This window comes from Calyptranema fuscum S582, assembly GCF_055793305.1.
Window position 1 is genome coordinate 13485 of sequence record NZ_JBSLYH010000053.1, and the last position, 21904, is coordinate 35388.

Below are 21904 nucleotides of genomic sequence, written 5' to 3' on the forward strand. Positions count from 1 at the left end.
TATCATAGGCGATCGCTCTATCGACTTAACCAGGCGATCGATTCTCGAATCCAGACTTCTGCATCAGCATTTTTTGCCAGTGCTTTTTCCATTCCGACGGCCTGCAATGCTTGTAAGATTTCGCTGCTGCTATACCCCAACGCCAGCAACGTGATCTCGACATCTTCTTGCACCGTCCCGATCGGAGATGCATTGGGTACCGTACTTAAACCCGACTGCAATCGCCATTCTGCCAATTTGGTCTTCAGTTCCAATGCGACTCGTTCGGCAGTTTTCGCTCCCACTCCCGGTGTTCGCGACAGCAACCGGGTATTGCTAGAGACGATCGCCTGCACCAGATCTGACAACCCCAGACTATCGATCAACGCCAATGCCAGTTGGGGTCCGACCCCGCTGACGCTGACTAACTGGCGAAACAGATCGCGCTCTGCCATTGAGGCAAAGCCAAACAACACCATGCGATCGTCCTTAATTTGAAACTCCGTCCAAATTTGAGCCATGTCTCCCAGATCCGACAATTCCCCGGCTAACCGGGCTGGGATCTGCACCTCATAGCCTATCTGATTGACCTCTAAAACCAAAATCACTTTACTGCTGGTGAGCTTTTGGATGCCAACCACTTTGCCTCGAAGATAGCTGATCATGGGAAATCATACGAACAACTGTTCTTATTCTCTACTGTCTGTGAACGATTAAGTGCCCTGTGAAACGTTAATCAATTTCCAGTTTTATAGGAGCGCGGCTCTGCCGCGCTCCTATAAAACTGGATTTGATCTGGGTCTAAAGGGACTCAGTTACCCCTGTAAAGGCGAAGCATTCGTTAAATAGTCTTTGGCAAATGGCAAAAATCATGGTTCGAATGCTTCGCCCCTACAATTTGCTGGGATGACCTTTTCTAGAAATCGCCCAAACCTAATTGCGATGATTGTTGCTATAGCGGATATTTGCCCCCGCCCACTGGAGCTTTTCACGCAAGGTTTGATAGTAGGAATAATTTTCGCGCAAGACAATGAAATTGGCATAACAGTCTGCCATGCGAATATCCACCCGTTGTCCAGGCCAAATGGAGGTACCCAAAACACCATCCGTCCACAATTTTGTCGTCAAGTCTCGATCGACCAGGGGCCAAATGCTGACGACCGACCCCGGTGGCAACACGATCGGGCGACTGGAAAGACTGAGGGGACAGATAGGGGTAACGGCGATCGCATCCATCCCAGGATGCAAAATCGGACCATTGGCAGCCACGGTATAGCAGGTCGAACCCGTAGGAGTTGCCACAATCAAACCATCGCCCTGATACTGATCTACGACTTCGCCATCAATCTCCATTTCTAGAATGGACGTAATCATCCGATCGGCAGAAGCAGGTTTGACACATATTTCATTGAGTGCCAGATAGCGATCGCTCATCGGTTCGCGACCATGGTTACCTTCAAACGTGGTAGCTTGCAGCATCATCCGGCGTTGCACAGCAAAGCGATCGCCGATCAACCGTTCCCAAACTGACTCAGGCTCTTTTAACACGTCAGCCGGTTCCGTCAAAAATCCCAAATGACCGCCCACATTCACCGCCAGAATCGGGATCCCTTCTGGGGCAAGATGTCGAGCAGCAGCCAGGGCAGTCCCATCTCCACCCAGCACCAGTGCCAGGTCAATGGGGTGACTGACAGAGGCAAGAAAAACGGGATAGGGATTGTCTTTAGGACCACTGGGCCCCACTAACACTCGACAATTACGCGCTTCTAATTGACGGGCACACTGATCTGCCCAACGGTGACTGAGAACATCACCGGCTTTGTGAATGATAATGACCTGCTTTAATTCCACAAGTACCCATCGCCAAACTTGAATCAATCATAAAGCGTCTAACAGAATCGCCTATCAAGTTCGGTCATAGATAACCAATAATCCACCATGCTTGAGAGGAAGCAGGGCGATCGCCCTACTTCCTCTCAGATTAGCAATTACCAAAAGTTGCGACGGATAGACTACCACTTCAGCAGGTTGAACTGCTCCATATCAACCGTGCCCCGGTTGCGGTAGATCGACAGCACAATTGCCAACCCAACGGCAGCTTCAGCCGCAGCAATGGTAATGACAAACACGGCAAAAACCTGTCCCTTAATCGTTTCAGAATCAAGGAAGTTGGAAAACGCCATGAGATTGATATTGACCGAGTTGAGTAATAACTCGATCGACATCAACACGCGAATCGCATTACGGCTCGTCACCAGTCCATAAATGCCGATACAAAACAGTGCGGCTGCTAACAGTAAAAAATATTGCAGTTGCATAGATATCAAGAGTCAGGGGTCAGGGGTTATCAGCTATTGGCTATCAGCTACTAGCTATCAGTTACCAGCTATCAGCTATCAGCTATTGGCTATCAGCTATCAGCTATCAGCTATTAGCTATCAACGCTTGGTACTGGTTAGCTCACGCGGACGCTCAGGCAGGGTTAGGGTACTTTCGCGATCGCCAGCCACTTCCTCGGTGTAATATTCCCGACGCGCCAGGACGATCGCCCCAATTAACGCCATCAGCAACAGCACCGATGCCAATTCAAACGGTAGCAAAAAGTCACTGAAGAAGTGTAGACCAATCACAACCGTGGCACTATCACCCGGTGCCACAGCAGAAGAGAGTGCCCAGGGTGTGGCTAACACCATAGTTCCTAGCAGGGCAAACAACCCCACACACACCAGTCCGGTTGCGGCTTTTCCCAACCAGGAGTTTTTGACAGGGGAAAACGTTTGGCGCTTATTGACGAGCATGATCCCAAATAAGATCAGCACGTTGACTGCACCAACATAAATCAAAATTTGTGCTGCTGCGACAAAGCCAGCGTTGAGCAACACATATAAACCCGAAATGGCAATGAATACCAAACCCAGCAAAAACGCTGAGTAGACAATATTATCCAGCAATACAACACCGAGTGCAGCACCCAGCATCATGGTGGCTAGAATAACGAATGAAACGATTTGAACCCCATCCGCTAGATTCACGATTTTTCAATCTCCATCAGAGTTATCTTGCAGGCACTTCATTGAACGGTGGTCAGCCATCCCTTGACTCGAACCCTATTCCACGAAGAAAGGATTCTGCGAAGAAAGGACGCAAGGGCGATCGTTTACCCATTATGCCTGGGTTTCTGCTTCTTCTAAAATCTCCTCTGGCATCTTACCAGCCCGACGAGAACCGGGTGGTAAATCATGAGGATCAAGCACGCCTTGGGGTAAGTAACCCAATTCGCGCAGGGGTTGTACCATCGGATCCTCGGTCACTTTATAGGGCAATCGCCCAAGTGCCACGTTGTCATAGTTCAACTCATGGCGATCGTAGGTCGATAGCTCATATTCCTCTGTCATCGAGAGGCAATTCGTGGGGCAGTATTCCACACAGTTGCCGCAGAAAATGCAAACCCCAAAATCGATGCTGTAGTGGTTAAGCTTTTTCTTTTTCGTTTCTTTGTTAAATTCCCAATCGACCACAGGCAGGTTGATCGGGCAGACCCGCACACAGACTTCGCAGGCGATACATTTATCAAACTCAAAATGAATCCGTCCTCTAAAGCGTTCTGAAGGAATCAGCTTTTCGTAGGGATATTGGACGGTTATCGGGCGTCGCTGCATATGGTCGAAGGTTACCGCCAAACCCTGACCGATATACTTAGCAGCCTGAACGGTTTCTTTTGTATAGTCGCTAACTTGCTTGAGGAATTTCAACATAAGCGATCGCAGTTGCAGGTTTAAGGTTTGAGCGTTGAGTTTGACACCCCTTCATTCTGAATCCAATCTGGCAAGATTGGTGTCACAAAGCGGACGATACAAAACAAAGGACTGACCGGAGGTTAGCCACCGAAAGCAAAAGGAAATGCAAGTTTGAGACCAACCGTCAACCAAAGATTGACTCGCGCAACAGGCAGTAAGAATTGCCAACCTAAGTTTAGCAGTTGATCAATACGGACTCTGGCTACCGTCGATAGATTCGTTTGCCTAACCCTGATGATCGTGACTTTATCCAATTCGCCAAATGCTTTTGAATCCGTAGGTTTGAGCAGTTGGATAGAGAGATTCCTATTATTTGGATTAGAAAATATTAACCAGACCATTCAAAGATCTGATGCGCTATCACCCGCCATAACGCGATTAATCTCTGGGCGATCGCGATCGCTCAACAAAGCCTGCTTGAAACCTGGTCTATCGCAATGGGTTATCGAGTGAAATCCCGATTATGTTTTGAAAGCCATGCTCTGCATGGCTTTCAAAACATAATCGGTTCTATCCGAGCGCAAAGCACCATAACAACGCTGTCTCCGATTTTGTAACGACAGCTAGTCAGCCCAACTGCCCCAGTTACTCTAAATAGAGTGCTATCTGGATTTCCTATGTTTGGCTATTCTTCTCCTATCTCCTTAAAACGGCTCCAAAACATGATGAGTAAGATTGATAGTTCTCACCAAAAAGCGGGAAACATTAATCCTCCACAGCGGATCTTTGGACAACGAGTTTCATTGTTATCTCTGCTAGTGGTAGTAGCAATGGGATGCGGATTGCAATCCGTTGCGATCGCCTGCATGACCCCTTCCCAAAGTTCTAATACCCCAACGCCTGCACCAACACCTATCTCTACGCCGAGTGCAGCACCAGAAACGGTGCCTCAAACGCTGGTTGATCGGGTATTGGATGACTATTCAGGACGCATGGATATCCCAAAAGAGGATCTCAGCATCTTGCGTCATAGCCGCGAAACCTGGTCGGATAGTTGCTTGGGATTGGGAACCGCCGCTGAAAGTTGTCTAGCAGAGACGGTCGAAGGTTGGCAACTCGAAGTGGTGCCCGCCGGACGTGAGAATCAAAGCTATTTTTATCGCACAGATTTGACGGGAAACATAATCCGATTTGCTGAACAAGACAATAATCTGCCTCCCTCCGTCAGCGATCGCTTAATTCAATTTGCTGCCCAAGATCGGGATGTATCGGCAGCAGACCTGACCGTCAGCCATGCAATTCCAAAACTCTGGGATGGCTGTTTAGGGATTTATCAGCCTAATGTCATGTGTACGGCGATTGGTATTTTAGGTTGGCAAGCGGTAGTTAGCGATGGCGATCGCAGTTGGGTTTACCACATCAATGGTGACGGTTCCGACATTCGGTTTAATGCGATCGCCAGCTTAACGACATCCGTTATCAACCCAGATTTGCACCGCACCACTGGCTTAACCCTGCCCGAAAACGTCCTGTTTTGGGCAATTACCAGTGGCGGATTTGCTGGGCGCATCTCTGCCGTTCGGCTTTTAGATAACGGCACGGTTGAATATTTGCCTGCCGATGCCGATGGCACCGCTGATGTACAAGTGCTACGACGGCTATCGCCAGAACAAGTGCAAGCGTTTACCAACGTTTTAGACCAGCACCAGTTTCGTAATTTCAATGGAGTGGCTTACCAACCCGCTGCCGGATCTGCCGATTTCTTTACGGTGACGCTGATCAGTCCGGGCGGTTTCACCGCCTATGCCGATATGATTCAATCAGATCTGCCTGCGGATTTGCAACGGATTATTCAGGAATGGAATCAGATTGAGGCAAGGTAGTGTTGCAAACACTAAATTTTACAACATGGGGTGTGTGGGCTGCGCCCCCACGCAGGGGTTCCACCCCTGCACCCCGTTATAAAACTTTTAATTCAGCCTAGTAGTAAAGCATTGGTAGCAATAATAGCGATCTTGATCCCGGCGCAAGGTGTATGATCCGATACGCTGAATATACTCCTTAAAAAAGGGGGTGGCATACATGGATCTGGTCGCTCTGTTGCTCATCGCTTCACTGGTTACAGCGATCGCAGGTGTTGTGCTTGCGGGGTTTGTTTTTGTCCCCTGGCTCATTGCATTAGTCCTGTTGCTGCTATTGGTGTTTTTTCTCAAACCACCCGTCCCTCTAGCAGCAGCTCTGCAACCCAATCCAAAGCAATCTGCATCCTCAAAAGCTTCGGTAGAGACAACCATCACAGCAGCAAAAACTACGGCGGCAAAAACAGTAGAACCCAAGGCAGCGATCGCTATTCTCGATGTCGCGTCACAAAACACCCTGGTGATCGCCGGAGAAGAGCCAGAATTGATTTATCGAGGCACGAAATATCACCATCACACCGATAGCACCGACAGTCCTACAACTCCGGAGGAACGGGTAGAGACCTATGTCACCTATCGTGGCAGCCGCTGTAAAACCTATTCGCTCAAGGTGAAAGCAGATTAGATGGATGTGTTGATCAAGAGGCGCTCCGCGCCTCTTGATCAACACATCCCCTGAACTGATGTGCCAACCTCTTCAGGCGGTGACCCATCCCTGTTCAATTGCGATCGCCACCGCTTGATTGCGATCGCGAACCTCTAGCTTTTGCAAAATTGCGTGGACATGAACTCTGACGGTACCGGGGGCAATATAGAGCGTTTCGGCAATTTCCTGGTTAGATTGACCGCTGGCAATCAGGGCAAGAATTTCTGGTTTTTGAGAATGGGATGTCAATACTAAAATGCTTCCCGGTGCAACCGGGTCACCAACCCCAGACGAAACAACTCATCGTCTTTAACAAGCAAAATTTGCAAAGATTTTAGCGTCATGGTCAGCCCAGCCCTTGGGCAGCAGCGAGATCGGCAAGCAGGCAATCCCAAAGATAATCACGCTTAATCCTTAACGGTTACGCAGCGTGTCCGGAATCGCAACGGTAGACAAACCGGCGATCGCTTTCAAATTTTGACACCGCAGTAGTTCTACTAAATCCAATGCCGACCGCTGTTCCATCTGGGCGACTGCTTCGATCGCTTCTAGTAACGATCGCGCAGCATCGGTCGGGTTATAGCCCCGTCGCTGAGATACCTCAATTGCCGCTTCATCTGCCTCTAACTCTCGTTGGGTGCTACGGTGCGATCGCCAGATTTGGCTGCCTGCCAACGCCGTTAAGCCGCCAGCAACAATGGCACCAACGGCATCAGACTGCACCAGCTCTACCACCGTTCCGATCAAACCCACCGCAGCCATACCGGAATAAAGATCGAGCCGCAACCATGTCACCTGGGTCAGCCAGCAAACCGTGCGTAAAAATAATAGATCTCGCTGACCTCTAGAAAGCCGACTCCACAATTCAAAATTAATCGCGATCGGTCGGTTCCCCTGCCAGGGCAAGGGTAGCTTAGCCTCTATTACCGCTGACTGGGTCGGGCATTCCACCACACGACAATACATCCGCCCAGACGCAGGCATTAAATCAAGCAAGTGGCTAATTTCTGGCGCGGGATTCATTACAGTAGTTCTCGACACACCGAACAAAAATTTCAACCCCCACCGCTAACGTCGTTTCGTCAAAATCAAAGCGGGGATGATGATGCGGATAGGTCAGTCCTTTATCAAGACTGGCAGACCCCAGAAAGAAATAACATCCGGGCACCTCTTGCAAAAAGAAGGACATATCTTCTCCTCCCATTGTCTGACATTCCGGCACCACTCCGGCAGGAGTTTCAACCACCGATTCGGCAGCCGATCGCACCAAGTCGGCGATCGCCGCATCATTCACGACGGGTGGATAAAGCTTGCGATAGTCAAACTCATAGCTCGCCCCATGCGCCTGACAGATCCCCGCCACAATTTGCTCGATCCGTTCTCCAAAAAAATGAGTCAGGGCAGGGTCAAAATAGCGCACTGTGCCACTGATTTGAGCCGTATCGGCAATCACATTGCGGGCTGCCCCGGCATGAAATTTGCCTACTGTCACCACGCCAGCTTTGAGCGGATCGACATTGCGCGCCACAATCGTTTGCAACGCATTGACCACCTGCGCCGCAACCACAATCGAGTCTACAGTTTGATGGGGAATGGCTCCATGTCCCCCTTTCCCTTGAATCACACAGTCAAATAGCTCAACCGCTGCCATCATCGCCCCGGTGCGCACACCCACCGTACCCAGGGGCAGGTTATTCCACAGATGCAGCCCGATGATCGCGTCCACCGTCGGGTTTTGTAAGGCACCGGCAGCAATCATCGGCTGGGCACCCCCCGGCCCCTCTTCAGCCGGTTGAAAAATGATTTTGACCGTCCCTCTAAAATGATCCCGATGTTGCGACAGATAGTATGCCGTGCCCAGGGCGATCGCCACATGCCCATCATGACCACAGGCATGCATCACCCCTTCATGTTGCGAGCGATAGGCGACCTCGTTGATTTCCTGAATCGGCAGCGCATCCATATCGGCTCGAATTGCCAATGTTGCCCCAGGTTGTTTGCCCGGAATTACCGCAACAATTCCCGTTTGAGCAACCTCTGTTCGGTGTTCAATGCCCCACTCCCGTAGCTTTTGAGAAATAAATGCGGCTGTTAATTTTTCTTGAAACCCAAGTTCAGGCTTTTGGTGTAGCCCTCGCCGCCATGTCACCAATTGAGGCTGAAGGGATTGGATCTCGGGTCGGATACGGGATGCTTTGGCAGACAGGGGAGTCAGGGAGGTAGAAACCATATCTTAAAATTTACTTGCTAAAAAACTTCGGAACCGTTGTTATGTAACGTATGGGCACCCTTTCTTCTAAGGTAATCGATGGATTAAAACCCTTCCATAAAAATACGGATAAGCTCTTAAAGCTTTCATAATGTACGGAAATGCGACCGGACGAAAAAGCTTAAGTCTTTCGGAAAATTTGTCCCGATCGCGTGTTCTGCCAGCCCAACAGAATGAAGGATTACGGCTGTTGTGAGAGAGCCGCGCTCCGCGCGGCTCTCTCACAACAGCCTGTATGTCACGCGCTTGAGAATTGCTATTGATGAACTACGACCGAATGAAGCGAGTGCGTCACAATAGAGTTAGACTCTGATCGCTCATTCGTTTGGCTGTTCGCCTCTGTGACTTACGAACCGCTCCATCACAAATATCGACCCCAGACCTTTGCTGAACTGGTAGGACAACAGGCGATCGCCACCACCCTAACCAATGCACTACGCCAGCAACGGATTGCACCCGCCTATCTATTTACGGGGGCACGGGGCACTGGAAAAACATCAAGTGCGCGAATTTTTGCCAAGTCGCTCAACTGCATCCAGAGTGACGTTCCCACCGAAAACCCTTGCGGCGTCTGTGATGTCTGCGTATCGATCGCCAAAGGCTCTGCCCTCGACATTATTGAAATTGATGCTGCCAGCAATACAGGGGTTGATAATATTCGAGAGTTAATCGAACGGGCACAGTTTGCTCCGGTTCAATGTCGCTACAAAGTCTATGTCATTGATGAAGTTCATATGCTCAGCACGGCAGCGTTTAATGCGTTGCTGAAAACTCTGGAAGAGCCACCCGATCGCGTCGTCTTTGTGCTGGCAACCACCGATCCGCAAAAGGTATTGCCCACGATTATTTCTCGCTGCCAACGGTTTGATTTTCGCCGAATTCCGCTGGCAGATATGGTGACCCATTTAAGTGCGATCGCCACTAAAGAATCGATCCCCATTACCCTGGATGCCATCCAGCTGATTGCCCAGATGTCTCAAGGGGGATTGCGCGATGCCGAAAGTTTGCTCGATCAACTCAGTTTGCTGGATGGTGAAATTACTGTCGAGCGAGTCTGGGATCTGGTAGGGGCAGTGCCAGAGCGAGATCTGATGGATCTGTTGCTGGCGATCGCCCAGGATAATCCATCCACTGTTCTGGATAAATCACGTAACTTGATGGATCGAGGGCGAGAACCTCTGATCGTGTTGCAAAATCTGGCTAGCTTTTACCGCGACTTGCTCATTGCCAAGACTGCGCCCGATCGCAATGATCTGGTTGCCATCACCCCGCCAACCTGGACAAAACTCTGCGACTTTTCCCAAACAGTTGCAATTGGCTGGATCACTGCCGGACAACAACATTTGCGCAGCAGTGAAGTGCAGGTCAAAAATACCAGCCAACCTCGCCTGTGGCTAGAAGTCACGTTGTTGGGGCTGCTGCCATCTGCGGTCAGTCAAGCTACCTTCCCGACTTCGGCTCCAACCACTCAACCCATCGCCCATCCCCAGCCACCGCAACCGTCACCCAGCATCAGCCCATCCCCTGCCCCATCCACAACGCCCACTCGCCCACCTCAGCCTCAAGCAGAACCAGTTCCGCCGACTTCAGCAGCAGACAGCGTCTCAGCAGCAGACAGCGTCAAAGAACCACAGCCTCCTGAGGACATGGCAGAGGTTGCAGAGAGTGTCCGTAATCCTACGGATAAGCCAGATAGGCAAGAGCCATCGCCCGATTCTCAGCAGCTCTGGCAAGCGATTTTAAAACTGGTGCAGCCCTACTCCACTCGCATTATGCTGCAACAACAATGCCATCTGGTTGGCTTTAATGGGCGTGAAGCCAAAATTGGGGCAAAGTCTGAAAAGCTATTCAAAATGGCGAAAGATCGCTTGCCTAATATCGAAGCTGCCTTCGAAAAACACTTTAACCAAAAAATTCGCATCAGTTTAGAAGTAGCCGCGATCGCTGAGTCTCCAGCGCAACCGAGTCCAGATGCACAGCCCCATGAACGTCCGGCACCAGACCCACCGCGATCGCCCCAACCGACTCAAACTCGATCCCCCGCTCCAACCCCATCCCCTACAGCGCCTCCGATCCCGCCGAGCAATGGCGATCGCCCTGTCGTACCCCACGCCAAAGAATCCAGTCCACCCAGCCCAGCACCTCCGCCTCCGGTCATGGCAGATCAGACGGGAGAGCCCACCCATCCGCAAACTTACTGGCAAGATGAAGATGACGTGTTGAGAGCCGCCAAGAGTCTGGCTCAAATGTTTAATGGTCAAATTGTCAATTTGGATAGTACTGAAGATAGTGTGATTGGGCAAACACCAGCAGATTTATCGACGCATCCGATTGCAGCGGACGTAGAAGACGTTGAGGATGACGACGACGTACCCTTTTAAGCGGATGTCTTGTGCCCGCAGAGCACGACCACTTAACATGACGTGACACGTTTTTGAGGGAGAACCACGCTCCGCGTGGCTCTCCCTCAAAAACCATAATCTATCCAGGCGCAAAGCGTTGTACATATGGCAATTGAGGAGTGAATCAGAACAAGGGTTCTCACACAACCTCCTGATTTAACCGTCTCGACAGTTGCTATATAAGATGTACCGGATTAAAAGGGAGGTGAAGAGGACGTTGCCCCTGCGAGGGGTGTCACCCCCTCTTAAAAAGTTGCAGCTTCCTATTTAATGGATATACGCCCATTCGGGTTGCTACGAGAGTTTGAGATACGACACTCCCCGATACTTTAAGCCGATCGCAGTATGGGGACGGACATAAATTTGGGGCACAGGAATAGAACTACTAACACCTCGATACTTACCTGTCATCATGCTTTCAGAGGCGATCGCAGAGTCTAAAATGTTGTAATTTGGATGATATGGGGAGTTCATTATTCGCGTTCCTTGGGGGGTGAAGTTCCTGTTCTAAGACTTCAAGTCCCAAGCTTTCTCTTTCCAGGCAGATCAAGTGTTTCTGATCTGGATGATCTTGTGAGTTTAGTCACTATTACTGATTCACGATCCCCCTTCTGGAGGATTCAATAGAGTGAAGAGTTTTGACTACACTCATCGTATTGTTGAAGCATCCTCTATCGTAGGATAAGGATTATGGAATCCCACCTTGACCAATTGGTTCAGCAGATTCGGCAGATAGCCCATTCAGAACGAAGGTCGCCAGCGACTGACGATGAGCAGGTTAGAAAACCCCCTAAAAAGGTTGAAACAGCGTCTTATCTGGATTTGTTAATTCAAGATATCCATCAAGCCATTGAACCGGATGACTCAGCCGATTAAGTCAGATCCGGGTTATATAGCTGTGATTTCAGCGACGAGACTGTGATTTCAGCCATGAGATCGACAAGATTGATTTAAAGGTAATTGAGTGGGTTGACTGGAGTTCCACTAACACGCACTTCAAAATGTAAATGAGGTCCAGTCGAAAGACCTGTAGAGCCGACTGCGGCGATCGTTTGCCCACGTTGTACCGCCTGACCTTCACTCACATAGAGTTCACTGGCATGACCATAGAGCGTTGTGAGATTGCCGCCGTGGTCAATGATCACCGTTCTGCCATAGCCGCGATACCATCCGGAGAAAATGACCGTTCCAGAATCTGCCGCGCGGATCGGGCTACCATGACTGGCACCAAAATCTAAACCTGAATGAAACCGGCGATACCCCAGAATCGGATGAACGCGATAGCCAAAGCCACTGGTTTGCCGACCGCTACTGGGATAGCTAAACTGACCTGTTCCCCGCACAACAATGCTATTGCGATCTTGGGCAGCGATCCGTTGTTGAATGATCTGAGTCAGATTGTTTGAGTCTTGCTCTAACTGATTTTCAGCGGCTTCCAGGGCGCGGCGATCTGCCTGGAGGCGATTAATCAAAGCCTGTTGGGTTTGTGCCTGTGCCTGGTATTCCGATTTTTGTGCCTGAAGCTGTTGCGTCAGGAGGGCAATTTCATTTTTCTGTTGTTCAATATTACGGCGACGACGTTCCAGTTCATCAGCGGCAGCTTTCAATTGCGTCAAGATTTTTCGATCCGCCGTATAGACCAGCTTGAGTTGCCGACGTCGATCTAAAAATTCGTTTAAATTATCGCTTTGCAGCAGCACTGCCCAGCCTTCACTATTTTTTTGTCGCTGCAAGAAGCGTAGCCGAGCAACCGTCGCAAATTGGCTATCTTGATACGCTTTTTCTGCTTTTGCCAGATCTGCCTGAAGTTCTTTTAAATGTTGATTGGCGATCGCCAGTTGCTGTTCGTTGTAGGCAATTTTTTCACTGGTGGTTTGGATATTACCTTGAATGCCTTCTAGCTGGCTTTCTGCTGAGTTTTGCAGATTTTCTAAGCGTTCTTGTTGCTGGTTGAGTTGCGATCGCTGTTGTTCGAGTTGCTGTTGTTGACGTTGTAGCTCTTGCAGCGAGGTAGAGGTTTGAGCGATCAGGGGTGAAGCGCCCCGCAGATCTGGCAATGTAGCTGCCCAACCCCAACCTGTAAACAAAGGAAAGCCAAGCAGCGTCAGCAACAGCCCCAAAATTAACGTCCAGCCAATCGATCGCGTCAACACTCTAGTCATATCGAAAAATTTTTAGCCCCATGATTTTGGGCTAAGCGCAATTATGCCAAAGATTAGGAGAATTAAGCCTGACACTCTGTTGAGCCATCTTAAACCACGCGGGTCAAATCGCGATCGCAATGCACTGACTCCACTACTGAGAAACAGCCACCACCCGGCTGATCCGGTGAACACCCCTAACACCAAAATAGTTGCAGCCCCATAGTCGCCTCCAGTATTTGCCAGCCCCAAACCCGCGAAAACAGCAGCAAAGGAAAGAATAGTGGCGGGATTGGTGAGTGTTAGAAACACAGTAGACACATAGGCACCCCAAAGCCCCAGTCGTTTGGCTGAAGCGGGTTCTGTCGCGGGCTGAGACAGTAAGGTTTTAACGCCCAAATGACAGAGAAATGCACCACCGAGCAGGCGAAACCAGAATGCTTGACCCATCAGAATAGCAGAAATGAAGGTTAATCCAAACCCGGCGATCGCGCCATAGGTGGCATCGGCAGTAGCAGCACCAAGCCCAGAGAGCAATCCAAAGAGTCTGCCCTCGACTAAGGTACGACGAATACAAAGAATGCCAATTGGACCCACAGGCGCAGCAATCGAAAAGCCAATAATCAAGCCCCGGAAGAAAAAAGAAATATCCATCGTTGTTCAAACCGATTTATTGATTCAGTACGGTGTTGTGAGCGGCGCACCCCTTCGGGGTGCGCCGCTCACAACCTATTTAGGGTTGCCATAACAGGACTTCAGGGCGATTTAATTCACCGTCATCCGGGATTAGCAGTCGGTGGCTTGAGGGGTAATACCACCGTTTCTTTGACCGTCGAGAGCACGATCGTTGTGCGAGTTCTCAGGATGCCGGACAGACCTTTAATGTCGTCGCTAATCACCCTTTCTAACTCCTTGGTTCCAGCACAGCGAATTTTGAGCCAGTAATCGTCTTCGCCCGCAATGTGGTGACATTCCTGGATTTCGGGCAATGTCTCAACCAATTGGAGAAAATCCTGGCGGTACCGAGGATGTTCGAGAGCGATCGCCACAAAAGCCGTCAGACCACAACCAACCGCTTCTGGGTTGACCACAGCGGTGTACCCCTCGATAATCTGTCGTTCTTCTAATCGGCGTACGCGATCGGCAGTGGCGGGGGCTGATAGCCCCAAAATTCCAGCCAATTCCGACCAGGTCATCCGTCCCTGGCGCATTAGCTGCTGCACAACCTTAAAATCTAAATCATCTAAGCTCATAAACCTATTTTTACTAGGCAATAAACTAAATAATACTTATTTTATAAAGTAAAGTCAAATCAAAGCTTTCTTTTCAAAGAGCAATGTGGGCGATCGCCTTTCTTTCCAAGGTTCTAGATCTGCTAATTTTTCCAATTCCGGAGGAGCCAATTCGCGATCGCAATCCCAAATTTAATACTGACAACGCACGAGTCCCCAGGTTTCAAAAACAAGTCCTCAACTTTACGTGATAATCAATAGATTGCCAGCAGCCTCAGGGTTGCCGTTCAATCATGCTGAATATCTATAGTGCCGACGCTGAACTACCACGATGAGTGAGCCGTTGTTTTCGATCCAAAATCTTCGGGTTGCCTATCCTCAATCCAGAGGGCAGGCAGGAACTACTGCGATCGCCTCTGCCGACTCGGTCACTTGGGCTGTGGATGGGGTGTCGTTTGATCTCAATCCGGGAGAACGGTTGGGGTTAGTGGGAGAATCGGGCTGCGGCAAATCTACCTTAGGTCGGGCAGCCATGCGGCTTATGCCTGCCTCAACCCGCATAGAGGGACAGGTCAGGTTTAACGGAGAATCGGTCTTTGACTTTTCTCCCGAGCAGTTGCGCAAGTTTCGGGGAGAGGCGATCGCCCTGATCTTCCAAGACCCGATGACCCGCCTTGATCCGCTGATGACCATTGGCGAACACTGTGTAGAAACGTTATTAGCCCACCGACCCCAGCTGTCTCGCAAAGCTGCAAAAGCAGACGCGATCGCCACGTTAGCAGCCGTGAATATTCCGGCTAATCGCTGGGCGCAATATCCCCATGAGTTCAGCGGTGGCATGAGACAACGGGTGGCGATCGCCCTGGCACTCTTGCTCAATCCCAAGTTGATCGTGGCAGACGAGCCGACGACCAGTTTAGATGTCACCGTGTCAGCGCAAATTTTGAAAGAGCTAACGCGCCTGTGTGCCGAACGGCAAATGGGATTGTTATTGATTTCCCACGATTTGGCAATGGTCGGTGAATATTGCGATCGCATTGCCGTCATGTACAACGGCAACATTGTAGAAGCCGGTGCTACTCCAACCGTTTTTACCCAACCACAACATAGCTATACGCGATCGCTGCTTCAATCTGCCCTACATCTACAAGCCAGCGGCAAGGGTAAGGAATCAGAGATCATCAATCCTCTGGCAGAACTGCTGGGCGAACCAGGACTCGAACAATTAGAGGATCAAAAAGCAGAGGAGCCGTGGCAACCCAGCAAACACCCCTCCACCCCTCCGTCTCTTCATCCCTCCACCCCTCCATCCCTTCACTCCTCCACCCCTTCACCCCTTCTCAAAATCCAAGACCTCCAGCAGCACTACTCCCTGGAACAAAATTTCATTGCCCGCCTCTTCTCTCAAGCCCCGACCCAAACGATCAAAGCCGTCGATGGAGTGACTCTAGACCTTTATCCGGGCGAAATTTTAGGTCTGGTTGGCGAATCGGGTTGTGGCAAAAGCACCTTATCGCGCACCTTGTTGCAACTCATCCGACCCACCGCCGGACATGTCGAGTTTTTAGGACAAGATTTGACATCGCTATCGCGGCAGGCTCTCCGCGATCAGCGACGGCAGATGCAGATGGTGTTTCAAGACCCCCATGCCTGTCTTAATCCCTTAATGACGGTCGGGGCAAGTATTACAGATCCCTTGTTGATTCACCATCTGGCAACACCTGCCGAGGCGAAAACCCAGGTCTGCGCTATGCTGGAACGGGTAGGGTTAACGCCTGCGACAGACTTCTATCATCGCTATCCCGGAGATTTATCGGGAGGGCAACAGCAACGAGTGGCGATCGCCCGTGCTCTGATTACTCGACCGAAATTGCTCGTCTGCGATGAACCTGTGAGTATGCTCGATGCCAGTGTGCAGGCGCAGGTGCTAGAACTCATGCTGGAGCTAAAGCGAGAATTTGACCTGACCTATTTATTTATTACCCATGATCTTTTGGTGGCAAGATTTTTGTGCGATCGCATTGCCGTCATGAATGCTGGCAAAATTGTTGAGATAGGGAATACTCAAACTATCTTTACCCATCCTCAACATCCTTACACCAAGACATTGCTTTCAGCCGCTCCTTTACTCAGCCACCTGCAAAATTGATCCGGAGGGGTTAGAAAATTGGGTGATGTTCTAGATCTATTGTTTATTGTTAATTTTTGGGAAAAGCGTGCTCCGCGCGCTTTTCCCAAAAATTAACAACAGATTTGAAACACTACCGAAAATCGTCTTGTTTTCTAAAGATTGTGGGGCTGCGCCCCCACGCAGGGGTTCCACCCCTGCACCCCGTTGTCAAACGTTTAATTGGGTCTACTAGAGATACGGGTAATTTTGTCAACCTTATACTATGAGTTGACACTTAAGCTCATATTCTTGTGTAGTATTTTGAAGAGTATTCATTTACTCCCTTATTGTTACTCCCTTGCCTAACCCGCAGGCATAAATTAGAACTATCCATGTTTGGTTTAATTGGTCATCTTACAAGCTTAGAACACGCTCAATCCGTCGCTAGAGAGCTAGGTTATCCAGAATATGCCGACCAAGGATTAGATTTTTGGTGTAGTGCGCCTCCACAAATTGTTGACAATATCATTGTTACAAGTGTCACTGGGCAACGGATCGAAGGTCGCTACGTAGAATCCTGTTTTCTCCCAGAGATGTTGGCAACCCGGCGCATCAAAGCAGCCACCCGCAAAATTATTAATGCGATGGCTCATGCCCAAAAGCACGGCATCGATATTACAGCACTCGGTGGATTTTCCTCAATCATTTTTGAGAACTTCAACCTCAATCAAATTCAGCAAGTTCGCAATATTAAACTGGAATTTGAACGCTTCACCACGGGCAACACCCACACCGCCTATATTATCTGTCGCCAGCTAGAGCAAATGGCTCCTAAGCTAGGCATCAACCTCTCAGAGGCAACCGTTGCCGTCTGTGGTGCGACGGGCGATATTGGCAGTGCTGTCTGTCGGTGGATTGATGCTCGTACCGATGTTGCAGAGTTGGTGTATGTGGCGCGCAACCAGGAACGCCTGCTGTTATTGCAGGAAGAACTGGGTCGAGGCAAGATCATGGGCATGGAAGAAGCGCTACCCCAGGCAGATATTATTGTTTGGGTTGCCAGTATGCCCAAGGGTGTAGAAATTAATCCGGCTACCTTAAAACAACCCTGTCTATTAATTGATGGCGGCTATCCCAAAAATCTAGCGACAAAAGTCCAATATCCGGGGGTCAACGTGCTCAATGGTGGCATTGTTGAGCATTCCTTAGACATTGACTGGAAGATTATGCAAATCGTTAGCATGGACGTGCCTGCTCGCCAACTATTTGCTTGTTTTGCCGAATCAATGCTGCTGGAATTTGAAAAGCTTTACACCAACTTTTCATGGGGTCGCAATCAGATCACCCTGGAAAAAATGGATCTCATTGGGCAAGTTTCACAAAAACATGGCTTTCGCCCCTTGCTGATTTAAATCGCATCACCACCCCCATGTCAGCAACATCTGAGGCGTTGTGGATTTCAAGGATGAATTTGGATGCGAACCCAAAGGGTTCGCATCCAAATTCATCCCCAGATTCGCTGCCCCATCTAATAGTGGGCGATGATTGGCGCGCCATACACTATTAGATTTGTTGTTTGTCTCACCAACATCAATATGCACTGCCTCATGGCATACACCATCGATGGATCTCTCTGCACCGCTCCAACACGCATTGACAATCCTGAGGCAAGGACGATACGAAGACGCGATCGCCCTCTATGAGCAGTGCATTGATCGTACGCCCGATGATTTATTGGCGTACTGGTATCTGGGTGTGGTGTGGGTGTTGCAGGGGGAGATTGATCATGCCCAATCGATCTGGCTGGCGGCGATCGCTGATCACACTCCCGATGATGCGGACGAATGGATGGCAGACCTGTTGCAAATCCTCAACACAGAGGCAGGATGGCAACTGACCCAAAACCATTTGTCTCTGGCGATTGCATTAGATCAACAAAGTCTGGAACTAGACGGTGATCAGGTCGAAGTCTGTGCCCGTCTGGCTCAGACGCTGGCACAACTGGGGCGTTTGGATCAGGCGATCGCCTACTGGCAGCAAGCGGCTGAGTTGCAACCCGGTTTAACATCAGCTCCTTTAGCCCTGGGGCAGATCTGGCAACGATTAGGCCAGTATGACGATGCCATTTCTGCCTATACCCGTGTGGTGGAACAGCACCCAGACCAGACAGACGTTTGGTATCAATTGGGACTGTGTTGGGTGAACGCCCAGGAATTTGACCAAGCGATCGCCTGTTTTCAGCGAGTGATTCAACAACAGCCGTCGTTTTCGCCTGCCTATGGAGATGCCGCTTATAGTTTGCTGCAACAGGGCAAGTTAGACCCGGCGATCGCGTTGCTGAGACAAATGGCACAGGCCGAGCCAACCTTTCCTAAGCAGTACTGCACCTGGGTCAACCAAGCTGAAAATATCAGTGACTCTCTGCGCACAAATGCTGCATTTTTCCAGGCAATTTCAAATCCCGCCGAGGCTGAATCCCTGTATTCAATCTTGGGTAGATTATTCGTCAAAACCGGAGATTTCAACTTAGCGGGGTTAGCCTATCAACACGCAATCCAGCAGCAACCCAATGACGTCGAAAGTTATCTTGAACTGGGCAAGATATTGGTAGGCTTTGATCATGTGAATCAAGCGATCGCACTTTACCAAACTGCCATTGAACGGGATGCTGATTCTGTAATTTCTTACTTAGAACTCGGTAAAGCATTCGCAAAAATAGGGGAGATCGATCAAGCTATAGAGGCATATCAAACTGCCCTACAGATCCATCCCAACGTCCCAGATACCTATATTCAACTGGGTCATCTTTATGCCAATAGAGGTCAAATAAAACCAGCCATCGATTGCTATCAAACGGCACTGCGGTTATCACCTCACTCAATTGAAACCTACATAAAATTGGGCATTACGTATGCTCAAGCAGGAGATGAAGCCGAGGCGATCGCCTGTTTTAAACAAGCACTTCAGCTCAACTCCAATACAGCAGAAATTATCTGGACGATCCTGCACGATTTGATGCAGCAGAATCAGTTGACTCACACGTCTGCTGATATCCACCCGATAATGCCGATCGATCCGCCCCGCTCTTTCTACGTTTCGACGAAAGCATGGGCGATCGCTAATTCATTAGAGGTTAGCCATTACAGGCTTATTGCGCCACCCCAAATCATTTCACTCGTTCCACCCCATACCTTAGAGTCGGACATCCACTTTAGTTTTAGATTTGGGGATGGCATTGAACTGCCTGAAAGTTTTGTCGCGATTATTCCTGAAGGACGCTATTGGATAGATCCCGATCAAACGGCGACTGCGATTATTACAGCCGACTATTCGCTCCTTGTTGATCTGTCTCCCGACTCTCCGATCCTCAGTCCCGGACATCCAGATAAAACAGGCGATCGCCACTCTTTAATCACCGCCGCAAAACTACAACCCCCTGAAAAAATTGAGGGTACCGTTGTAGTTTTATCGGGACTATCCAATGATATGTATTTTCATTGGATCTGTGATGTTTTACCCCGAATTCAACTACTGCAACTGGCTGGAATAGAGTTTGACACTGTGGATTATGTCTTAGTCAGTCAGCATTTAGCATTTCAAAAAGAGACTTTGAATCTATTAGGAATTCCAGACTCTAAAGTTTTAGAACCTCAAGATTACCAACATATTCAAGCCAGTCAATTAATCGTGCCATCTTTCTCTGGTGCTGTTGCCTGGATGTCAAAATCTGCCTACGAATTTATTAGAACCGTTTTTCTAAACCAACTGCCTCAACCACTTCATCAACCCAGCCGCAAGATTTATATTAGTCGAAGATATGCAACCACTCGGCGAGTGATTAATGAAGCCGAAATTCTAGCAGTGCTGGAACCGATGGGATTTGAGTCTGTAGTGTTTGAAACGTTATCAGTGTTAGAACAAATTGCACTCATGGCAGAAGCCGCCGTTGTGATTGCTCCCCATGGAAGTGGGTTAACCAATCTGATCTTCTGCCAACCCGGAATAAAAGTGATTGAACTTTTTTCGCCAAATTATATCTATCCCTGTTATTGGTATTTAGCAAATTTAGCGGGTTTAGACTACTTTTATCTAGCCGGAAAAATGCCCGAAGGAACCGCACTTCACCAACTTCTCTATCCCAATTCCCGACTGGAAGATATTTGGATTGATTTATCAGAAATGCGTCATATTTTGCAGATTGCCACTATTATTTCCGAGACTTGATCGTTGATGACTGAAATTCCCATACCCCTGTCTCTAACTCAACGGCTCGAAATTTACTGAGTTTACTGATTGCGCAGGTGGGGATAGATTGAGCCTGGACTTGGGCGATCGCAACTGAATTGTCAATTTTCAAGGCAATCCGACACTGAACCAGCGATAAAATTGCTTGCCATTGCAACTGATCCAAATTCTTCAGCAAATGCAGGCTGGGTACTTGGCTAGGACTGATATTGGTTTCCATCAATAAATTCATTAATGCGGCTGAAATAGTCAACCCAGCATCTTCTTCCGAAGCGTCATCGGCATGAATAAAGACAGAAATCTTTGATTGATCGGGATGCTTCGCAACAGCACTGATGATAGCGTTAAAGGCTTGATCAATCGATCGTTCTGAGGCTTGCCAATCTAAAAAAGCAATCAAGTTGATCTCACGAGTGTGGGTGAGAATTGCGTAGGTTGCCTGAATAAAATCTTGACTCAGAGTATCGATCGCCGCTTGACCAAACTCCATGGGTGTTGGTTCCACGTCTAAGTTCAATGCGTACTGATCAGATACTTTCGTTAATTCAATCACTGCTAACCCATTGCCATAAGGCCATAGCCAGCCATAGTCTGTATTTTGCAAGGCTTCGGCAGACGTCTCAATCCATAGTTGACGGGGATGATCGGCTTCCAATTCTGTCAAAATTCGTTTGAGATAATGAGTTGAAATTGCTGCTTCCGGAATAGCGTATTTTGAGGTTAATAGTTGTAGATAATCATAGCTAAAGTGGATATACCAACCACCATCTAACAGTTTTCCAAACGGAACTGTGATCAAAGCTTTACCATCAGGTTCGAGCAAATCATAGATTTTAGCGATCGCCTTTAGCGGTGCTTCCACATCATGATTTTCCTGATTACCCTTGTAACCTTGATTGATATGTTCAACCGTCGAAATCGAAATGATAGCATCAAACTTTTCTTGAGGGGATAAGTCCATCAAGTCAATATTTTCAATCCCAGGAGCAACCTCAAACTTATCAATAATTCGTCGAGGTCTAATCCCCAAGACATCACTTAATGTATTTTCGTAATTTGAAAGAACATTGCCAATTTCTAAAAGCTTTGCTTTGTTTTTCAATCTTGCTAAATAATCAAACGCAACCGGAATTTCAACTGCACGTTCGGCAACATTGTTGTATTCAATCCGATTGTAGTAAAGCGGTTTACCTTGATATAAAAACGTGTCTTTCCAGTTCATGC

At 48.9% G+C, this 21904-nt stretch carries 19 protein-coding genes and 2 pseudogenes; 7 read left to right on the top strand and 14 right to left on the bottom strand.

Annotated features, from left to right (window positions below):
• Positions 1–17: 17 nt before the first annotated feature.
• The 6 genes and pseudogenes from ruvA to ACR6Z4_RS26525 form a co-directional block, all read right to left on the bottom strand.
• Positions 18–644, bottom strand: a complete 627-nt coding sequence (gene ruvA / locus ACR6Z4_RS26500) for a Holliday junction branch migration protein RuvA (protein ID WP_479720351.1) — start codon at positions 642–644, stop codon at positions 18–20.
• Between the two features lie 268 nt (positions 645–912).
• The gene (locus tag ACR6Z4_RS26505) at positions 913–1830 is read right to left on the bottom strand and encodes an NAD(+) kinase (protein WP_479720352.1); all 918 of its coding nucleotides are present in this window, start codon (positions 1828–1830) and stop codon (positions 913–915) included.
• Positions 1831–1991: 161 nt separating this feature from the next.
• On the bottom strand, positions 1992–2297 hold the full coding sequence (gene nuoK, locus ACR6Z4_RS26510; protein WP_479720353.1) for an NADH-quinone oxidoreductase subunit NuoK: 306 nt from the start codon (positions 2295–2297) through the stop codon (positions 1992–1994).
• Positions 2298–2417: 120 nt separating this feature from the next.
• Entirely contained in the window at positions 2418–3011 is a 594-nt protein-coding gene (locus ACR6Z4_RS26515; RefSeq protein WP_479720354.1) for an NADH-quinone oxidoreductase subunit J, read from the bottom strand.
• Positions 3012–3143: 132 nt separating this feature from the next.
• Positions 3144–3734: an NAD(P)H-quinone oxidoreductase subunit I gene (ndhI, locus tag ACR6Z4_RS26520; RefSeq protein ID WP_479720355.1), complete on the bottom strand. Its 591-nt coding sequence runs from the start codon at positions 3732–3734 to the stop codon at positions 3144–3146.
• A 122-nt stretch (positions 3735–3856) separates the two neighbouring features.
• Positions 3857–3985, bottom strand: a pseudogene (locus ACR6Z4_RS26525) (NADH-quinone oxidoreductase subunit NuoH); the annotation flags it as partial.
• Positions 3986–4438: 453 nt separating this feature from the next.
• Here ACR6Z4_RS26525 and ACR6Z4_RS26530 point away from each other — a divergent pair.
• Positions 4439–5599, top strand: a complete 1161-nt coding sequence (locus ACR6Z4_RS26530) for a hypothetical protein (protein ID WP_479720356.1) — start codon at positions 4439–4441, stop codon at positions 5597–5599.
• Between the two features lie 199 nt (positions 5600–5798).
• Positions 5799–6260, top strand: a complete 462-nt coding sequence (locus ACR6Z4_RS26535) for a hypothetical protein (RefSeq protein WP_479720357.1) — start codon at positions 5799–5801, stop codon at positions 6258–6260.
• A 72-nt stretch (positions 6261–6332) separates the two neighbouring features.
• Here ACR6Z4_RS26535 and ACR6Z4_RS26540 read toward each other — a convergent pair.
• From ACR6Z4_RS26540 to ACR6Z4_RS26550, 3 genes and pseudogenes are all read right to left on the bottom strand, one after another.
• A pseudogene (locus ACR6Z4_RS26540) lies at positions 6333–6515 on the bottom strand (response regulator transcription factor); the annotation flags it as partial.
• A gap of 180 nt (positions 6516–6695) precedes the next feature.
• A complete protein-coding gene (locus ACR6Z4_RS26545) occupies positions 6696–7304 on the bottom strand; it encodes a DUF3318 domain-containing protein (protein ID WP_479720358.1) in 609 nt (202 codons plus the stop codon).
• On the bottom strand, positions 7282–8511 hold the full coding sequence (locus ACR6Z4_RS26550; protein ID WP_479720359.1) for a M20 metallopeptidase family protein: 1230 nt from the start codon (positions 8509–8511) through the stop codon (positions 7282–7284). Before ACR6Z4_RS26550 ends, ACR6Z4_RS26545 begins: the two co-directional genes overlap by 23 nt.
• A 380-nt stretch (positions 8512–8891) precedes the next feature.
• Between ACR6Z4_RS26550 and ACR6Z4_RS26555 the strand changes: the two genes are divergently transcribed.
• Complete coding sequence (locus tag ACR6Z4_RS26555; RefSeq protein WP_479720360.1) at positions 8892–10931, top strand: DNA polymerase III subunit gamma/tau; 2040 nt, start codon at positions 8892–8894, stop codon at positions 10929–10931.
• 315 nt (positions 10932–11246) lie between these two features.
• Here the strand turns inward: ACR6Z4_RS26555 and ACR6Z4_RS26560 are convergent, their stop codons facing one another.
• Entirely contained in the window at positions 11247–11426 is a 180-nt protein-coding gene (locus ACR6Z4_RS26560) for a DUF4278 domain-containing protein (RefSeq protein WP_479720361.1), read from the bottom strand.
• A gap of 216 nt (positions 11427–11642) precedes the next feature.
• Between ACR6Z4_RS26560 and ACR6Z4_RS26565 the strand changes: the two genes are divergently transcribed.
• Positions 11643–11828, top strand: a complete 186-nt coding sequence (locus tag ACR6Z4_RS26565) for a hypothetical protein (protein ID WP_479720362.1) — start codon at positions 11643–11645, stop codon at positions 11826–11828.
• Positions 11829–11902: 74 nt separating this feature from the next.
• Here ACR6Z4_RS26565 and ACR6Z4_RS26570 read toward each other — a convergent pair whose 3' ends face one another.
• The 3 genes from ACR6Z4_RS26570 to ACR6Z4_RS26580 form a co-directional block, all read right to left on the bottom strand.
• Positions 11903–13114 (bottom strand): murein hydrolase activator EnvC family protein, encoded by a 1212-nt coding sequence (locus ACR6Z4_RS26570; protein ID WP_479720363.1) that lies wholly within the window; start codon positions 13112–13114, stop codon positions 11903–11905.
• Between the two features lie 12 nt (positions 13115–13126).
• Positions 13127–13747 (bottom strand): LysE family translocator, encoded by a 621-nt coding sequence (locus ACR6Z4_RS26575; protein ID WP_479720364.1) that lies wholly within the window; start codon positions 13745–13747, stop codon positions 13127–13129.
• Positions 13748–13869: 122 nt separating this feature from the next.
• The gene (locus ACR6Z4_RS26580) at positions 13870–14346 is read right to left on the bottom strand and encodes an Lrp/AsnC family transcriptional regulator (RefSeq protein WP_479720365.1); all 477 of its coding nucleotides are present in this window, start codon (positions 14344–14346) and stop codon (positions 13870–13872) included.
• Positions 14347–14656: 310 nt separating this feature from the next.
• Here ACR6Z4_RS26580 and ACR6Z4_RS26585 point away from each other — a divergent pair, with 310 nt between their 5' ends.
• From ACR6Z4_RS26585 to ACR6Z4_RS26595, 3 genes are all read left to right on the top strand, one after another.
• Entirely contained in the window at positions 14657–16474 is a 1818-nt protein-coding gene (locus ACR6Z4_RS26585; RefSeq protein ID WP_479720366.1) for a dipeptide ABC transporter ATP-binding protein, read from the top strand.
• 353 nt (positions 16475–16827) lie between these two features.
• On the top strand, positions 16828–17847 hold the full coding sequence (locus ACR6Z4_RS26590; protein WP_479720367.1) for a long-chain acyl-[acyl-carrier-protein] reductase: 1020 nt from the start codon (positions 16828–16830) through the stop codon (positions 17845–17847).
• A 211-nt stretch (positions 17848–18058) separates the two neighbouring features.
• The gene (locus ACR6Z4_RS26595) at positions 18059–20659 is read left to right on the top strand and encodes a tetratricopeptide repeat protein (RefSeq protein ID WP_479720368.1); all 2601 of its coding nucleotides are present in this window, start codon (positions 18059–18061) and stop codon (positions 20657–20659) included.
• On the opposite strand, the gene ACR6Z4_RS26600 is transcribed toward ACR6Z4_RS26595, so the two are convergent.
• Complete coding sequence (locus ACR6Z4_RS26600) at positions 20643–21902, bottom strand: SAM-dependent methyltransferase (protein ID WP_479720369.1); 1260 nt, start codon at positions 21900–21902, stop codon at positions 20643–20645. The genes ACR6Z4_RS26595 and ACR6Z4_RS26600 overlap by 17 nt on opposite strands.
• Between the last annotated feature and the right edge of the window lie 2 nt (positions 21903–21904).

What these genes read in the sequence shown, in the direction of transcription:
- ACR6Z4_RS26565 (WP_479720362.1), top strand. Translation starts at nt 11,643, where the DNA reads ATGGAATCCCACCTTGACCAATTGGTTCAGCAGATTCGGCAGATAGCC.
- ACR6Z4_RS26600 (WP_479720369.1), bottom strand. Translation starts at nt 21,902, where the DNA reads ATGAACTGGAAAGACACGTTTTTATATCAAGGTAAACCGCTTTACTAC.
- ruvA (WP_479720351.1), bottom strand. Translation starts at nt 644, where the DNA reads ATGATCAGCTATCTTCGAGGCAAAGTGGTTGGCATCCAAAAGCTCACC.
- ndhI (WP_479720355.1), bottom strand. Translation starts at nt 3,734, where the DNA reads ATGTTGAAATTCCTCAAGCAAGTTAGCGACTATACAAAAGAAACCGTT.
- ACR6Z4_RS26530 (WP_479720356.1), top strand. Translation starts at nt 4,439, where the DNA reads ATGATGAGTAAGATTGATAGTTCTCACCAAAAAGCGGGAAACATTAAT.
- ACR6Z4_RS26545 (WP_479720358.1), bottom strand. Translation starts at nt 7,304, where the DNA reads ATGAATCCCGCGCCAGAAATTAGCCACTTGCTTGATTTAATGCCTGCG.
- ACR6Z4_RS26590 (WP_479720367.1), top strand. Translation starts at nt 16,828, where the DNA reads ATGTTTGGTTTAATTGGTCATCTTACAAGCTTAGAACACGCTCAATCC.
- ACR6Z4_RS26535 (WP_479720357.1), top strand. Translation starts at nt 5,799, where the DNA reads ATGGATCTGGTCGCTCTGTTGCTCATCGCTTCACTGGTTACAGCGATC.
- ACR6Z4_RS26570 (WP_479720363.1), bottom strand. Translation starts at nt 13,114, where the DNA reads ATGACTAGAGTGTTGACGCGATCGATTGGCTGGACGTTAATTTTGGGG.
- ACR6Z4_RS26560 (WP_479720361.1), bottom strand. Translation starts at nt 11,426, where the DNA reads ATGAACTCCCCATATCATCCAAATTACAACATTTTAGACTCTGCGATC.
- ACR6Z4_RS26550 (WP_479720359.1), bottom strand. Translation starts at nt 8,511, where the DNA reads ATGGTTTCTACCTCCCTGACTCCCCTGTCTGCCAAAGCATCCCGTATC.
- nuoK (WP_479720353.1), bottom strand. Translation starts at nt 2,297, where the DNA reads ATGCAACTGCAATATTTTTTACTGTTAGCAGCCGCACTGTTTTGTATC.
- ACR6Z4_RS26575 (WP_479720364.1), bottom strand. Translation starts at nt 13,747, where the DNA reads ATGGATATTTCTTTTTTCTTCCGGGGCTTGATTATTGGCTTTTCGATT.
- ACR6Z4_RS26580 (WP_479720365.1), bottom strand. Translation starts at nt 14,346, where the DNA reads ATGAGCTTAGATGATTTAGATTTTAAGGTTGTGCAGCAGCTAATGCGC.
- ACR6Z4_RS26585 (WP_479720366.1), top strand. Translation starts at nt 14,657, where the DNA reads ATGAGTGAGCCGTTGTTTTCGATCCAAAATCTTCGGGTTGCCTATCCT.
- ACR6Z4_RS26595 (WP_479720368.1), top strand. Translation starts at nt 18,059, where the DNA reads ATGGATCTCTCTGCACCGCTCCAACACGCATTGACAATCCTGAGGCAA.